Source organism: Candidatus Zixiibacteriota bacterium (genome assembly GCA_019038695.1).
GTDB lineage: Bacteria > Zixibacteria > MSB-5A5 > GN15 > FEB-12 > B120-G9.
This window is the reverse complement of the sequence record JAHOYZ010000019.1, coordinates 1-14,682: the sequence shown is the minus strand read 5'-3', so window position 1 is coordinate 14,682 and position 14,682 is coordinate 1. Positions and strand designations below refer to the sequence as shown.

Here is a 14,682-nt window from a genome sequence, read left to right as displayed (position 1 = left end):
CGACGGCATAATTAACCGTACTTTGGAAGGTTCCGTCGCCATTGCCCAGCAGTATCGAAACATCGTCAGAGTAAAAGTTCACAGTCACCAGATCATTGTTGCCATCGCCGTTAAAATCAATCGAGCAAACAAACCAAGGGCCATCTCCAGCGGCATAGTTAACCGTTGTGTCAAACATTTCTTGTGAGAAAGCGCTAATATTTGATAATGTCACAAGCAAGACAACTAACATGCAACTTCTGAATAGTGTTTGAGAATTCATGTTTGCAATCTCCATAGAAGTAGTATGTTAGAACTCGTTGAGAGTCAATATAGCACAAAAGAGCCTATTATCAAGGGGTTTCGCGTGTAGTGGGGAGTTACAGGTGGGGTTTGCCGCCCACAGAAGACTGGATGTCGGATCAAGTCCGGCATGACAGCTGAGTAGGTCGAATTCTGTCTTCAGTTTCGACAAGTATTACCTGCTCTCTGGCAGGAGCGCAGGGCTCCTGCCCTACAACAACAGGCAATGCCTGCCGGATCAAGTCCGGTATGACAAGTTTGTGAATGGCACCCATAAATTCGTATGAGACAGAAGACCGCCCTGAGGGGATTGAGCGATCTTCAAATGCAGGGGGGTGCAAAAAATACGGAACTAATTATCAGATAGCTTGGCCAAATCCTCAAGGAACTGCGGTATGGTTCGGTTTCCAGCGGCATCTGGATACGACGCCATCTCAACCGGAATGGTCTGGCCGGCTACATCGTATTGGCGGGTGGTCATAATGTCGCGGATCTGTTCGCCTACCCGCCGACCAACCATCTCAGCTCCCTGTCGCGGTGTTTCGGGCAATAACAACCCAATTTTCAATGGTCCCAATCGACCGACAGCGTCAATTTCGCGGATTTTCTCTCGGACTGACTCACATACAGCATCCACAAGCTCGGACGCACCTGAATCCAACTTCTCGCTTAAAAACGACAGGTCCAAAACTACCAAAGAGAGAAATATCGCGTACCTCTCCGCTCGCTTGAGCTCCAAATCGGTCCTGCTCACGAAACCGTTTTCCACTACCAAAAACCTCCAAGACAACATTGGCCGGAACATACCGACCTGCTCAATATTTATACAGCAAGTATCATTCCACACAACGAAAGTGTTACAACAGAGGAAACCTTTTCCAAAATCACCTGCCTCTTGCCGGTTGGCATTTCCAGAAGTCATTGACTATCAACGAAGTTTTCAAGACAGCTACTGCTTAGTCTTGTGGCTACAACAAAATGACACCGACCATTAACGTGCAATTAATTACCTATAATGCGCATCAACATGCAATGTGAAGCGTGATAGAAAGTTGGTGATTAGCTATTTAATGGCGTTGAGATTGTAGTCTTTGATCTTGTACAACAGCGAGCGATAGCTGATTTCGAGCATCTCGGATGCCCTTCGTCGGTTCCAGTTAGTCTTGGAGAGGACTTCGGAAATCAGCTTTTTCTCTTCCTCGGCGACGGTCTTACCGATACGCTTCTTCAGCGAAAAAGTGTGCTCGGCTCCCAATTCGACGGAAGCGGTTCCAGCTACTCCGGCTGAGGCCCCAACCATTGCTGGCTGGTGTGTCGCTACACTTGAACCCGCGTTGGCAATGAGATCGACAATAATTGATTGATCTCCCCGTACCACCACCTGCTTGACCATATTTTCCAATTGGCGTACGTTACCCGGCCAGGCAAATGCAGTCAGAGTGGCCAGCGTCTCCGCTGAAAGGTTCTCAAAATCCTTACCATATAACTTGTTGTACTTCTCAATAAAGAAATTTGCCAACAGCGCGGTATCTTCCGGACGCTCTCTTAGTGAGGGTAGGAGAACGGTGATTTCGTTGAGGCGATAAAATAGATCATCGCGGAACGCCTGTTCGGAAATGGCCTGCTCCAGGTTCCGATTGGTGGCGCAGATGATTCGGGTATCCACATGAATGGTGCTGATACCACCCACCCGGACGAACTCTTGCTGCTCCAGCACCTGGAGAAGTTTCGACTGTAACTCAAGTGGCATGTCTCCGATTTCGTCAAGGAACATGGTCCCTTTGTGGGCCAGTTCAAACCGCCCCTGCTTGTTTTTGTGCGCTCCGGTGAACGCACCTTTCTCATAACCAAACAGCTCTGCCTCAAGCAGATCCCGAGGTATTGCAGCACAGTTGACCTTCACAAACGGCTTGTCACGACGACTCGAAAGCTGGTGCAGAGACCTGGCCGCAATTTCTTTGCCTGTGCCGGATTCGCCTCGTATAAGAACTGTCAGTTCGGAATCGGCCACTTGCTCGATGACCTCTTTAACCTTCTGCATGGCCACCGAATCACCGATGAAGTTCGTCCACCCGCTCTTGACTTCGAGTTCGGATTTGAGTTCGGCTACTTCCTGCTTGAGGCTGCTGCGTTCCAGCACACCGTTGATGTGGATTTCAATCTCCTGAACATCAAACGGCTTGTTGATAAATTCGGCTGCACCGAGCTTGATGGAATCGACAACATAGTTGGTGTCACCATGCCCCGACACCATGATCACTTCTGGCCGATCCTCTAACTTGTTGAGTTTTTCAAGTACGTCAAGCCCGGTCATACCGGGCATCTTGATGTCCAGCAGGATCAGGTCCGGTTTCTCAGTGGTAACCATCTGGATACCCTCGATCCCGTCCCGGGCAGAGACAAAATCAAATTTGGGAGCCAAACCTTCTTTGAGAATCCAGGCTACCTTGGGGTCATCGTCGATTACGAGTATCTTAATTTTGTTCTTTGTCATAACTTTGTCATCCGTTTGCATATTGTATCGGCAACAAAATGCCTAAGATCAAGCCCCAATTACGGAATTATTGCGAGTTTTTCGCAACAGACTGCACGGTATTCACCTGGAATATGGGAAATAGAGCGTAAAAGTCGTCCCTTTTCCTTCTTCCGAAGCAACGTTCAGCGTCCCACTGTGGGCTGAGATGATCCGATCTACAACAGCTAAACCAAGGCCTGTCCCAGTATCCTTCGATGTATAATAGCGATCAAAAATCTTCGAGAGATTCTCTTTCCCGATGCCACAACCGGTATCGATTATCTTCAGGGCCAGGTAGTCCTGTTTTTTATGATCTGGTCGTTCTATAACGCCTATAACTTTCAGGTCTCCGCCATCCGGCATGGCATCAGTAGCATTCATAAATAGATTCAGCAGCACTTCCAGAATCTGGTTCTTGTTCACAATGACATCCCAGTCGGCATCAACGAATTCTGACTCAAACTCAATACTGTCACGGCGCAGATCGGGGCCGATCAGTTCAGCGGTACGGGCGACTATTTTCCTCAAGTCGATTTTCTCCGTCTCGTACCGATTAGGATTTGAAAAATCAACCAATTCCCGAACCAACTCATTGAGGCGGTGGATTTCGTCATTGGCGGATGCAAACAGCTCGGAATCGTTGGTGAGTTCGGGATGCTTCATTTTTAGAACCTGAAGAATTCCCTTGATCGAGGTCAATGGCCGTCTAAGATCATGAGAGATCTCCGAAATCATATTTCCCATCGTCATCAGCCGGGTAGCATTGAGCAATGAGCGTTCCTTCTCAAACAGTAGTGATGCTTGCGAAATGACAAGACGGGCCAGCGAGATATCATCCTCGCTGTAACGTATGTTGCTATCGGCGCCAATATAGAACACGTGCGCCAGCTCGTTGCCCCTGAATATGGGTATCGCCATAAAGGCCGCTTTGGGCTGAGGAAAGTTCCTCTTTCCCTCCAACTGAGCGGACACATACCCGGATAGTTCTTCTATATTCTGTAGATCAACCGTATCGGCATCAACGGGACCGATGTGTATCGAGTCGCCGGCGACGCGGCGCAGATCAATACCACCGCTTTCGGTAACTGGTAGATCAACCCGGCCGGAAATCCCGTGAGGCATGAGGGTTCGGGTGTCGACATCCCAATTGTACCAGATTGAATAGTCAATCGGAAAGACACGAACCAGTTTGTCAACCAGAGCCGCACGGAAGTGATTGAGCGATTGAAGACTCGGCAGTTCCTTACTCAACTCGTGGAGTATTTCAAACTCTACCAGCCGGCGACGGTTTTTCTCAAACTGGCTGGCATCATCAACAGCGATAGCTGCCTGCGAGGCAAAGGTAGTCAGGAGCCGCAGGTCATTTTCGGTGAAAGCTTCTCCGCTCTGCTTGTTGGCCATGTTGATCACACCGATTACTTTGTTCTTGATGCGGAGCGGACAGCACAGTAATGAAGCGGCACCGTATTTTTCTTTATTGATACGTCCAAATCGGCTGCTTTTTTCTACATCCTCGACTACCAAAGGTTTCCCATTAAGAGCAACTGTCCCGGCAATCGACTCCCCAATGGGCAGCCTGGTGGATGCAATGACTTCATCGTCAAGACCAATCGCGGCTTCAATACTGAGGTATTCTCCTCGCTCATCCAACTGCATAATAGACCCGACCTGGGCTTCAGTAACAGTAGAAGCAAGAACAACAATTTGCCGCAACAGGTCTTTGAGATTGGCTGTCGATCCGATTGACTTACCGGCTTCATAGAGGGCATTGAGTTCCCCCATACGGCGCTGAAGAATCATATTCGATAGTTTTAGCTCTTCGATCAATTGTAACCGGGCGAGATTGTTTCGGCGTTTCTCAAGCGCCCGGTTAACCGCTAACTCCAGATAGTTGAACTCCACCGGCTTAAGAAGATAATCGTAGGCTCCCCGGGCTACCGCCTCGATAGCGCTCTCAAGCGAGGCATAACCGGTCATCAGAATCACAGGAATATCGGAATCTGTCTCGCTGACCACCTGAAGAATATCCAGACCATCCATCTCGGGCATCTTTAGATCGGTAATCACGAGGTCGATCCGCTTGTTACGAATAAAGTCGGCGGCCTCTGTCGAACGCACAAAGGCCTTGACTTCGTATCCGTCACCGGTAAGAAGCGCCGATAGCGAATCGCACATCCGCACTTCGTCGTCGATTATAATAATTCTCTCAGCCATCTTGTTCATCACTCGGTTCGTGTTCTGAAATCGGTAGTTTGATTTCGAAACATCCACCAACTTTGGTGTTCTTATATGTTATCGACCCATCGTGGCGCTTGATAATACCATAGCAGACCGATAGTCCCAGTCCAGTTCCCTTTCCGGGTTGTTTGGTTGTGAAAAAAGGTTCGAATATTCGAGGAATAGCCTTCGCCGAAATTCCGGTACCAGTGTCACAAAAGTCTATAGTCAATTCTGAGCCACTCGCCACCAACTCAATTTCAAGCTTACCTCCGTTCGGCATGGCATCGCAGGCATTAATAATTATGTTTAGAAATACCTGTCTGATATTCTCCGGCGATCCCGCAAACAACGGATGCTCGGCAGGCAGGACCATGACCAACTCTATACCCAGCTTGTCTAATTGCCGGCTCATCAGTTCCAGAACTTCCTCCAGAATCGAGATAGCGTCAACCGGACTGAAATCATCTTTCACCGGTCGATAGAAGTCGAGCAACTGACGCACAATCCGAGCAATCCGATCAATTTCCTCACTGACAATCTCAGCATAGTTGCCGGCTTCGACATTCCCCTTCATTGCTCGTCGCAGCAAGAGCATATAGTTTATGATTATACCCAGAGGGTTATTTATTTCGTGAGCCACTCGGGCCGACATCTCCCCCAGGGCAGCCAGGCGCTCAGTGTTGACCAACTGCTGCTGCGCGGCACGTAACTGCTGGGTCGCTTCCTTCTCCGCCTCATACAAACGTGCATTCTCAATGGCGACCGAAATCTGGTTGGCCAGGATAGATAGAAACTCGGTGTCGTCGGAACTGAATTCATTGGCCGCAAATTTCTCAGAGATCAGCAGGAAACCGGTGAGCCGCGCCTGGAAAATCATAGGCACCGCCAGCCCCGAATGGAAAGCAGCCAAAAGCTTCTGCTCCATTTTATTGGCCGTGTCGTTAATGAGTTCATCAACCGCCACGGGACGGTTCAGCCTGGTAAGAAATACCGCCAGCTCGCCCTTGCCATCAATGAACTGGTCTGGATCAGGAAAGGGACCTGATCCCTTACCCTTGGCCATCACGTAATGGTCGGATCGGGAATCCTCTGGAAGAAAAATAGCCGCCTTTGAGGCACTGACCTGGGCCAGCGAAGTAAGAATGAATGAATCCAGAAGATTCTGGTAATTGAGCACCGAATTGAAATTACGGCTGATTTCAAAAACCGTATAAAGATCAAATATCTTCCGCTTCAACTGTCGATTGGAGGCGGTTAGTTCAGTTAGTCGTTCTTCGGGACTTGCCGATACCGGAGCCTGTTTCTTCGCCGATTCGTTAGCACCTGCGGCAATTACGTCAGCCTTCTCAGGAGAACTAGCTGACTCCAGCTTGTCTTCGGGCGTTACTTTATTGCGGCGCCGGCTATGTTTGTTCATAAGGACACAAATTTCTCGAAAAATTCACCAATAAGAAAATGTGAACCAACAATAGCTATTATATCGTCATCCTGACTGTTCTTCAGCACCCGACGGTAGGCCGTTCGGAGAGAGCGATAACGAATCATGGGCACACCGCGCCAGTTCAGGTTGTCACACAGCTCATCCAATTCGACCGAGCGCCGAGTGGCTAGAGGAACCAGGTGAAACCGAGAAGCAACTGTACCCAGAAGGTCGAACATCTTCTGATGCTCTTTGCGTTTGACAAAACCGGTGATAATGTGAGCCCGGCGACCCGGAAACCGGATTCGGAAAGCCTCAACAAAAGCCGTCACACCGCCCACATTGTGACAGACATCGAAAATCATCGGTGACCGACCACGACGGTTGACCACCTGGAACCTTCCCGCCCATTCGGCCCGCGCCAGGCCGGTCTTCACCGCAACTTTCGATATCTTCAGTCCAGTTCCCGACACTACCCCGGCCGCCTTGACCGCCAGAGCGGCGTTGCGTAGTTGGTGTCTCCCATAAAGACCTGGTCGCACACCAGCCACCGACCAGCCATTCGAGGTGAAATCCAGACGGTTCCTGGTCAGGTCGGTAGAAAAATCGGTTGGCGTCAACTGATGGTACGGCGCATCAAGCTGTCGGCATCGCTCCCGAATCACGGCCGCCGCTGTGCGAGACAAAATACCGGCCACGTGCGGCACTCCGGGCTTGATGATACCGGCTTTCTCACGGGCAATTTGTCGCAATTCCCGACCCAGTATCTCAACATGGTCCCGACTGATGTCGGTGGTTAATGTCAACTCTGGGTAAAGCACATTGGTAGCATCCAAACGACCGCCAAGGCCGGTCTCAATAACTGCAACGTCTACCCCTGCTCGATCAAAATAGTACAGCCCCATCGCGGTTATGACTTCAAAAAAAGAAAGCTTACGACGGCTCAGTTCAGTGCGAAAGCGATTAACAAAAGCAACCACAGATTGCTTGCGGATGAGCCGTCCATTGACCTGAACCCGTTCCCGAAGCGACACCAGATGAGGTGATGTAAACAGTCCGGTCTTGTAGCCCTGGGTGCGCAGAATTGAGGCCAGCATCGCCGCCGTAGAGCCTTTGCCGTTGGTCCCGGCTAGATGAATTGTCGCATAGTTGTTCTGGGGGTTGCCAATCAGGTCCAGAAAGGCTGTGATGTTGTCCAACCCCAATTTCATGCCAAAAAACTCACGAGAGAGGATAAATCGCTCGGCGGAAACATAGGTATGTTTCCGCATCATTTTCTCCACATGAATTTCAGCAAGGCGATAATAGTATCGCGGAGGTCCTTCCGATTAACGATCTTGTCAAGGAATCCTTTGTCCTGGAAAAACTCGGACGATTGGAACCCCTCTGGCAAATCCTGGCCAATCGTCTGCTGGATTACGCGCGGACCGGCGAATCCCAACAGCGCCTTCGGTTCGGCTATGATAACGTCCCCTAATGATGCATAGGAGGCCATAACGCCGGCCATGGTGGGGTTGGTCAGGACTGAGATGAAGGGGATTTTCTTCTCGTGAAGGACTGCCAATAAGGCCGATGTTTTGGCCATCTGCATCAGTGACAGAATACCTTCCTGCATCCGGGCACCGCCAGAACTGGAGACTATCACCAGAGGGATTTCCTGATTTATAGCTCTGTCAATCGCTCGGGCGATTTTCTCCCCCACGACCGAACCCATAGAACCGCCAATGAACTGGAAATTCATGATGGCAAATGATACCTCAAGACCACCCATAGTACCTATTCCTGAAATCACGCCTTCCGGCAGACCACTTTTCTGCTGGGCCGCCTTGATACGATCAGGGTACTTCTTGGAATCCTTAAACTTGAGTGGATCTCCACCGGTCAATTCACGATCGTATTCCTCCAGTTGACCGTCGTCGAGCAGCAGACTGATATACTTCTGGCTCGGTATTCGAAAGTGGAAATCACAGGTCGGGCAGACCCACAGAAGCTCTTCCATTTTCTTTCCATAAACGACCTCGCCGCATGATTTGCACTTGGACCATATCCCTTCCGGGATATTTCTTTTCTCCTGCGTCGGGAGACCTTGCTTTGATTTTCTAAACCATGCCATATACAATTGCCATCAATAGTCGATGTTCAGGTGACGAATCAGAACCAGAGCATCCTCGTTCGGACTATGATAATAGCCGGGACACCGACACTGTGTGTCGAAACCATGCTTATCATAGAAGGCCAGAGCTTCCTTGTTACTGGGTCGCACCTCCAATAGCACATACTCGCAACCACTCTTCGTTGCTCGACACAAGATACTTTCCAGAAGCCGTCGCGCAACCGATTTTCTTCGATGTTCAACCGCCACGGCAATGTTCGTCAAATGCATCTCGGCACCCAACACCGCCGAACAGGAATAACCGATAATGGTTTGACCGAGAACCATTACTTCACTGAACCAATCCTCTGCCCCTAGCTGGTCGGTAAAAGTTGACTGCGGCCATGCATCAGAGAATATTTGCCGCTCCAGAGCCATAATCTGCGACATATCCTCTACGGTCATATCGCGGATTTCAACGGACGGATCAGTCCTTTTGTTGGCGTTCTTCAAAGCGTATCTCTGCTTGTGATTTCTGAAGATACAACGGTTCCAGAATAGCGGGATCGGCGATTTCTCCCTTAAGTAACTTCTCTCTGCCCAAGTGCAGGAGATCGGCCGCCTGCCAATCAAGCTGGTCGGTATAGTCCACGACCGGTACTTCAGGATAACGCTCGTGAAGCAGAAACCCCATTGCGGCAACGGCATCATTACCTACGGTCTCGAACAACTGGTTGTACTTTACAACCCGTGCCAGTTCTTGCTCGCAATCCCCGTCCTTGACAGGCCCCACAATACACTCGTCTCGATTGAGTGGTATGACGACATGGACTGTTTCCTTCACATGCCGTAGCCGAAAAGCTGCAATTTCGAAAACGGTGACCGGTACAAGCGGGATATCAAGGGCGGTGACCATCCCCTTGGCGGCAGCCAGGCCAATACGCAACCCCGTAAAAGAGCCCGGTCCGACACAAACCACGATTCCCTCAAGAGCCGCTGGTTGTAGCGAGGCGGACTGAAATAGTTCACCGATCTTCTTTATGATGAACTGCCCGTGTGACCGCTCTGACTCTTCGTTCGATTGCACCAGCCGATCACCGCCAAAGGTCAGCCCCAGTCGCAGATAGCGACTGGAGGTGTCAATACCAAGTAATATTCTTGCGGAAACGTTATTCATTGTTCCCTGACCGCTATGTCTATCTCTCGTTGGTTGTCATCAATGATGCGTATTCTTACCCGGTAATACGGCAGGGGAATCAAGTCGCCGCCTTTCTCACCCCATTCCACAACCACGACCCCGCCCCGCTGCAGGTAATCATCCCAGCCGATTTCATTCAGCTCACTGACATTGATCAGCCGGTAGAGGTCAAAGTGGTACAGGTGCCGACCGCTGCCGGGGTATTCGTTGACAATTGTAAACGAAGGGGATTTCACGAGGTTCTCGTCGATTTGAAGCGCGCGCGCCAACCCACGCACAAAGACCGTTTTCCCGGCACCGAGTGGGCCGGTTAGCACCACTACATCGCCCGGTTTGAAAAAGAGTCCAATCTTTTCGGCCAGACCAAGAGTTTCATCTTCATTGTGTGAGATCACATTGAGAACCTGTCGCATCGTCTTACCTCGGAGTCAGCACCGCCAGCGGAACGACCATTTCTTCCAGTGAAATCCCACCGTGCTGGAACGAGTCCTGGAATTGGCGCACCATTTCGTTGTAATTGTTCGGGTATACGAAGAAGAAATCCTCCTTGGCAAGGATATAGGTTGTAGCAACGCCAAACGATGGCAAACGCCAAGCCTGGGGTTTCTTGATTAGAATGGAATCATTGGGATCGGATTTGAGATTGTCACCATACTTGTAGCGCAAGTTGGTCGAGGTTGATCGTTTGCCATGTGCCATTGTGCCACGGTGACAATGGACCGAACCATGATCGGTGGTTACTATGACAGTGTAATCCTGACTGGCAAATGCCTTCAGAATCGTGAACAATGGGGAGTGAATAAACCAACTTTTCATCAGGGACCGAAAGGCCGCCTCGCTGCCGGCAATCTCCCGAAGGATGACATTGCTCGAACGGCCATGAGCAAGGATATCAAGGAAATTAAACACAAAGGTAACCATGGGGCTGTTGTAGTAATCCGCAACTCGTTTGGCCACCGCCTCACCCTCGGTGTTGTTGAAAATCTTGACGTAACGGGGTTTTTGCTTCAGGCGAATGCCATTACGAGCCAGATTGTCTTCCAATAGGCGATCTTCCATCCGGTTGAGCGAACCTTCATCGTGACTTCCATAGTTGTCGGGATAGACGCGGTGTATTTCGTCGGGAAACAGTCCCGCGAACAAAGCATTTCGGGCGAACGGAGTAGCGCTGGGGAGCATTGAATAATAATAGTGCCGTTCAATTCCATAGTACTCCGCCAATAACGGCTCGACCAACATCCACTGGTCCAGACGCATGCAATCAACGACGATGAGACAAACCTTTTCCTTCTTCTTCAGTCGCGGCACTACATGCTTGCCAACAATATCAGGTGAGAGAACCGGACGGGTATCGCTATGAAGCCAGGGCTGGTAGTTGCTCTCAATCGACTTTGTGAACTCGTTGTTCCATTCCTTGCGTGTACCTGCCAGAGTCTCCTCCAGGCCGACATCGGCGTTGGCATCAAGCTCGAGATTCCAATGGGCCAGAATGCGTGCCGCATCGTACCAATCCTCCGGTTCCATCGGGCCGAACAATCGCTGGTTGAAGCGATTGATCTCCGTCATATAACGCTTCATGGAGGAGCCGCTGATAATCTTACGGGCATCCAGAATCCGCTTGATGACCAGCAGTACCTGAGACGGGATAACCGGTTTGACGAGGTAATCATCTATTCTCTGCCCGATGGCCTCGTCCATAAGGGTTTCTTCCTCCGACTTGGTGACCATCACGACCGGCAGGTGGGGATTGATGTCCTTGATTTCCTCCAGCGTGGACAGACCGTCTTTGCCGGGCATCATCTCATCGAGCAACACCAGATCAAACTGCCTGTCGCGGACCAACTCGATGGCATCATCACCGGACATGGCCGTCGACATCTCATAGCCGCGTTGCTCCAGAAAGAGGATGTGCGGTTTGAGCGAGTCGATCTCGTCATCGACCCACAGGATCTGCTTCTTATCTTCGTTTGATGCCATATTATCCCTTACTACCTGTGACTACCGGAAGCGTGATCTCAAACACTGTTTGCCCGGGCTGTGATCTCTTGAGTATAATTCGTCCGCCATGATATTCTTCCACAATGCGTTTAACAAGTGTCAATCCCAGTCCCCAGCCGCGCTTTTTCGTCGTGAACCCGGCCCTGAACACTTTGCGGGCCATCGCAGGCGAAATACCCGGACCGTTATCGGTCAGACTCACGATAGCAAACTTCCCCGATTGATCAAGCTCAGTCGAGATGTCGATCCGACCCGTCCTTGAGTCAACCGCCTGAATGGAGTTTTTGAGCAGGTTCTCCAGCGCCCAACTGAACAGTTCGGCATTGACACACAGAGGCGGTAATTTGTTCGTCTGTAAACAGATTGCTATCCCCTTGCCTTCAAAGGGCAGCCGGCGGCGATAATATTCGACCGTATCCAACACCAACTGATTCATATCACACTGGTTGACTTCCGGTACCGATCCGATCTGGCCGAAACGGTTTGCTATCCGATTCAGGCGTGTGATGTCCACCGACATGTTGCTCATGGCCTCCTTAAGACGGGCGTGTTCTTCATCACTGAGGTTCTCCGACAATTCCGCCTCGCCGGTCATCACCTCGACCCAGCCCATCAGCGAAGATATCGGCGTACCCAGTTGGTGGGCTGTTTCCTTTGCCATCCCGATCCAAATATGACGCTCTTCACTTCGCTTGATGTTCTGAAAACCAATGAAAGCAACCGCCAGAAAAGCCAGCACAATTCCAATCTCGATATACGGCATCAAAGTTAACTGTCGAATCGCAAGCGTATCGCCATAGCAGAAATAGCTAACTTCGTCTTCTCCGAACATCAAAGGTATAGCCCCGTTCCGTTCCATCATTTGTTGTGCTTCTTCTCTGAGGAGCTTAAGGTTCTCAGGAGAATAGTCGGTGGGAGAGACACCATCGATATTGCGCCAGTGGATTGGTTCATTGTCCCCATCGAGTACGATAATTGGGAAATCCGCTTTGACAATAATCTCATCGAATATGAACTGGAGTTCCTGTCCTGAAGTTGGCGAGTTGGCCGCCATCTGCCACATCTTGACATACTTGTCAACCTGTGAGCGAGTGCCGATCTTAAGTTGTTCGATTACTTCCAGAGTGTACCAGATGAAAATGACCGATATGATCGCCACTCCGAGCAACAGAAACACCTTGAAAAATGTCGACTTGCCTATATAAAGTCGATCCACCAGCCCTGATCTGCTCGCGTTCTGTGCCATCAGCCTATCTTGTCTGCTCCACCCATGTACGGACAAAGGACTTCTGGGATTGTAACCGTGCCATCTTCGTTCTGATAATTCTCGAGGATAGCCGGGATCAATCTCGCCAGAGCTACACCTGATCCGTTAATCGTGTGAGGGAAAAGTACTTTCTTGTTCTCGTCCCGGAACCGGCAATTCATCCTTCGCGCCTGAAAATCCTCGAAATTGGAAATCGAGGAAATCTCCAGCCAGCGTTCCACACCAGGCGCCCACAACTCCAGGTCATAACAACGAGCCGCCGCAAACGAAAGGTCACCGGTGGCCAGGTCGGCGACTCGATACGGCAATTGCAACTCCTGAAGTACTTTTTCCGCTTGGGCGGTCAAGCTGTCGTGTTCGTCATAAGATGTCTCCGGGCGCACGATCTTGACCAGCTCGACTTTGTCAAACTGATGCACTCGCATCATCCCGCGAGTATCCTTGCCGGCCGCCCCCGCTTCACGACGAAAACATGGCGTATGGGTCACCATGTATACCGGCAACTGCTGATAATCGAGAATCTGCTGCTTGAATATATTCGTCAGCGGAACTTCGCCGGTTGGTATCAAGAAGAGGTCATCATCTTCGCAAGCCGTCTTGTACATATCCTCTTCGAGCTTGGGCAACTGACCCGTTCCGAACATTGTGTCGGTTGTGACGACGTAAGGCACCGTATATTCGACAAACCCATCAGCGGTGTGCATATCGAGCATGTAACTAATAAGCGCCCTCTGCAAACGCGCCCCCAATCCGCGCAGAACAAAGAAACCCGACCCGGATATACGCGCCCCGGCGGCCAAATCAAGGATGCCCAACTTCTCCCCTACCTCCCAATGTGGTAGAACCTTGAAATCTCTTTTGGGAATCTCTCCCCAAGTCCGCACGACCACATTGGTCGACTCATCGACTCCAACCGGCGCATCTTTGTGGGGAAGATTAGGAATCCAGGCCAACGCCTTGCGGAGCTTGTCGTCGATCTCCCGAAGCTGCTTATCCAACGATGCAATTTTCTGTCCCACTTCACGCATCGCGGCCACTGCTTCGTCGGCCGGCTCACCAGCTTTTTTCTTCTTACCGATTTCTGCTGACGCCCGATTGCGTTCGCCTTTGAGGGCTTCGCCCTGTTTGATGAGTTCGCGGCGGTTGGCATCCATCTCAAGGATGGCGTCAATATCGGATTTATCGTTTTTTGTAGCGATCCCGGCTTTTACAGCCTCAGGGTTCTCGCGTATCTGTTTCAGGTCAAGCATTCTATTTCCTGTCTGGTCTACACTGTTTCTTAGTCAGTGATACGTCTATAGTTCCAGCAATTATATGGAATTGAATACTCCAAGTCAAAGACAGCTTGAGGGGGGCACATTGTCTCACAACAGAAGTAGCCCAAAAAAGTGTAGGGAAAACACACTATACCTCGTCTACCAAAAGAAACAGCCACTCCTCGGTATGAGAAGTGGCTGTTCCAATCTACTCTATTCTATCTGTCCGCAGTTTCTACGGGCAATCCGCCGGTGGTGGACCACCAGTGAACAAGTATGCGACCAGATGGGTCAAATCAGCTATATTGATCTCACCATCGCCGTTTACGTCAGCTTCTTCCATGCAGGGTGGAGGTGGACCACCAGTGAACAGGTAGGCCACAAGATAGGTCAGATCAGCAATATTGATTTCATCGAGCAAATCGTAGTCGACA

Annotated in this window: 13 protein-coding genes; all 13 read right to left on the bottom strand. The window is 50.4% G+C overall.

What is annotated here, in order from left to right:
- Positions 1-634 precede the first annotated feature (634 nt).
- Positions 635-1,036, bottom strand: coding sequence for a hypothetical protein (locus KOO62_06995; protein MBU8933739.1), 402 nt, complete (start codon positions 1,034-1,036; stop codon positions 635-637).
- A 309-nt stretch (positions 1,037-1,345) separates the two neighbouring features.
- Positions 1,346-2,776 carry a sigma-54 dependent transcriptional regulator gene (locus KOO62_06990; protein MBU8933738.1) on the bottom strand — a complete coding sequence of 477 codons (1,431 nt, stop codon included), beginning with the start codon at positions 2,774-2,776 and terminating at the stop codon, positions 1,346-1,348.
- A gap of 102 nt (positions 2,777-2,878) precedes the next feature.
- Positions 2,879-5,011, bottom strand: a complete 2,133-nt coding sequence (locus KOO62_06985) for a GAF domain-containing protein (protein ID MBU8933737.1) — start codon at positions 5,009-5,011, stop codon at positions 2,879-2,881.
- Positions 5,004-6,434: a GAF domain-containing protein gene (locus KOO62_06980; protein MBU8933736.1), complete on the bottom strand. Its 1,431-nt coding sequence runs from the start codon at positions 6,432-6,434 to the stop codon at positions 5,004-5,006. The genes KOO62_06985 and KOO62_06980 overlap by 8 nt, the downstream gene beginning before the upstream one ends.
- The gene (locus KOO62_06975; protein MBU8933735.1) at positions 6,431-7,711 is read right to left on the bottom strand and encodes a bifunctional folylpolyglutamate synthase/dihydrofolate synthase; all 1,281 of its coding nucleotides are present in this window, start codon (positions 7,709-7,711) and stop codon (positions 6,431-6,433) included. Before KOO62_06975 ends, KOO62_06980 begins: the two co-directional genes overlap by 4 nt.
- Entirely contained in the window at positions 7,708-8,550 is an 843-nt protein-coding gene (accD, locus tag KOO62_06970; protein ID MBU8933734.1) for an acetyl-CoA carboxylase, carboxyltransferase subunit beta, read from the bottom strand. The genes KOO62_06975 and accD overlap by 4 nt, the downstream gene beginning before the upstream one ends.
- Before the next feature lie 12 nt (positions 8,551-8,562).
- Positions 8,563-8,994: a ribosomal protein S18-alanine N-acetyltransferase gene (gene rimI, locus KOO62_06965; GenBank protein ID MBU8933733.1), complete on the bottom strand. Its 432-nt coding sequence runs from the start codon at positions 8,992-8,994 to the stop codon at positions 8,563-8,565.
- Positions 8,995-9,016: 22 nt separating this feature from the next.
- On the bottom strand, positions 9,017-9,706 hold the full coding sequence (tsaB, locus tag KOO62_06960) for a tRNA (adenosine(37)-N6)-threonylcarbamoyltransferase complex dimerization subunit type 1 TsaB (GenBank protein MBU8933732.1): 690 nt from the start codon (positions 9,704-9,706) through the stop codon (positions 9,017-9,019).
- Positions 9,703-10,140, bottom strand: a complete 438-nt coding sequence (gene tsaE, locus KOO62_06955) for a tRNA (adenosine(37)-N6)-threonylcarbamoyltransferase complex ATPase subunit type 1 TsaE (protein MBU8933731.1) — start codon at positions 10,138-10,140, stop codon at positions 9,703-9,705. The genes tsaB and tsaE overlap by 4 nt, the downstream gene beginning before the upstream one ends.
- Before the next feature lie 4 nt (positions 10,141-10,144).
- Positions 10,145-11,704: a bifunctional response regulator/alkaline phosphatase family protein gene (locus KOO62_06950; GenBank protein MBU8933730.1), complete on the bottom strand. Its 1,560-nt coding sequence runs from the start codon at positions 11,702-11,704 to the stop codon at positions 10,145-10,147.
- Between the two features lies 1 nt (position 11,705).
- Complete coding sequence (locus KOO62_06945; protein ID MBU8933729.1) at positions 11,706-12,971, bottom strand: HAMP domain-containing histidine kinase; 1,266 nt, start codon at positions 12,969-12,971, stop codon at positions 11,706-11,708.
- A complete protein-coding gene (serS, locus tag KOO62_06940; protein ID MBU8933728.1) occupies positions 12,971-14,242 on the bottom strand; it encodes a serine--tRNA ligase in 1,272 nt (423 codons plus the stop codon). The genes KOO62_06945 and serS overlap by 1 nt, the downstream gene beginning before the upstream one ends.
- 241 nt (positions 14,243-14,483) lie before the next feature.
- The coding region (locus tag KOO62_06935; GenBank protein MBU8933727.1) for a hypothetical protein at positions 14,484-14,682 on the bottom strand (199 nt) is incomplete at its 5' end.

Excerpts from the sequence above, each read along its gene's own strand:
- KOO62_06990 (MBU8933738.1), bottom strand. The coding sequence starts at position 2,776 with ATGACAAAGAACAAAATTAAGATACTCGTAATCGACGATGACCCCAAG.
- KOO62_06985 (MBU8933737.1), bottom strand. The coding sequence starts at position 5,011 with ATGGCTGAGAGAATTATTATAATCGACGACGAAGTGCGGATGTGCGAT.
- KOO62_06980 (MBU8933736.1), bottom strand. The coding sequence starts at position 6,434 with ATGAACAAACATAGCCGGCGCCGCAATAAAGTAACGCCCGAAGACAAG.
- KOO62_06975 (MBU8933735.1), bottom strand. The coding sequence starts at position 7,711 with ATGATGCGGAAACATACCTATGTTTCCGCCGAGCGATTTATCCTCTCT.
- accD (MBU8933734.1), bottom strand. The coding sequence starts at position 8,550 with ATGGCATGGTTTAGAAAATCAAAGCAAGGTCTCCCGACGCAGGAGAAA.
- rimI (MBU8933733.1), bottom strand. The coding sequence starts at position 8,994 with ATGACCGTAGAGGATATGTCGCAGATTATGGCTCTGGAGCGGCAAATA.
- tsaB (MBU8933732.1), bottom strand. The coding sequence starts at position 9,706 with ATGAATAACGTTTCCGCAAGAATATTACTTGGTATTGACACCTCCAGT.
- tsaE (MBU8933731.1), bottom strand. The coding sequence starts at position 10,140 with ATGCGACAGGTTCTCAATGTGATCTCACACAATGAAGATGAAACTCTT.
- KOO62_06950 (MBU8933730.1), bottom strand. The coding sequence starts at position 11,704 with ATGGCATCAAACGAAGATAAGAAGCAGATCCTGTGGGTCGATGACGAG.
- KOO62_06945 (MBU8933729.1), bottom strand. The coding sequence starts at position 12,971 with ATGGCACAGAACGCGAGCAGATCAGGGCTGGTGGATCGACTTTATATA.
- serS (MBU8933728.1), bottom strand. The coding sequence starts at position 14,242 with ATGCTTGACCTGAAACAGATACGCGAGAACCCTGAGGCTGTAAAAGCC.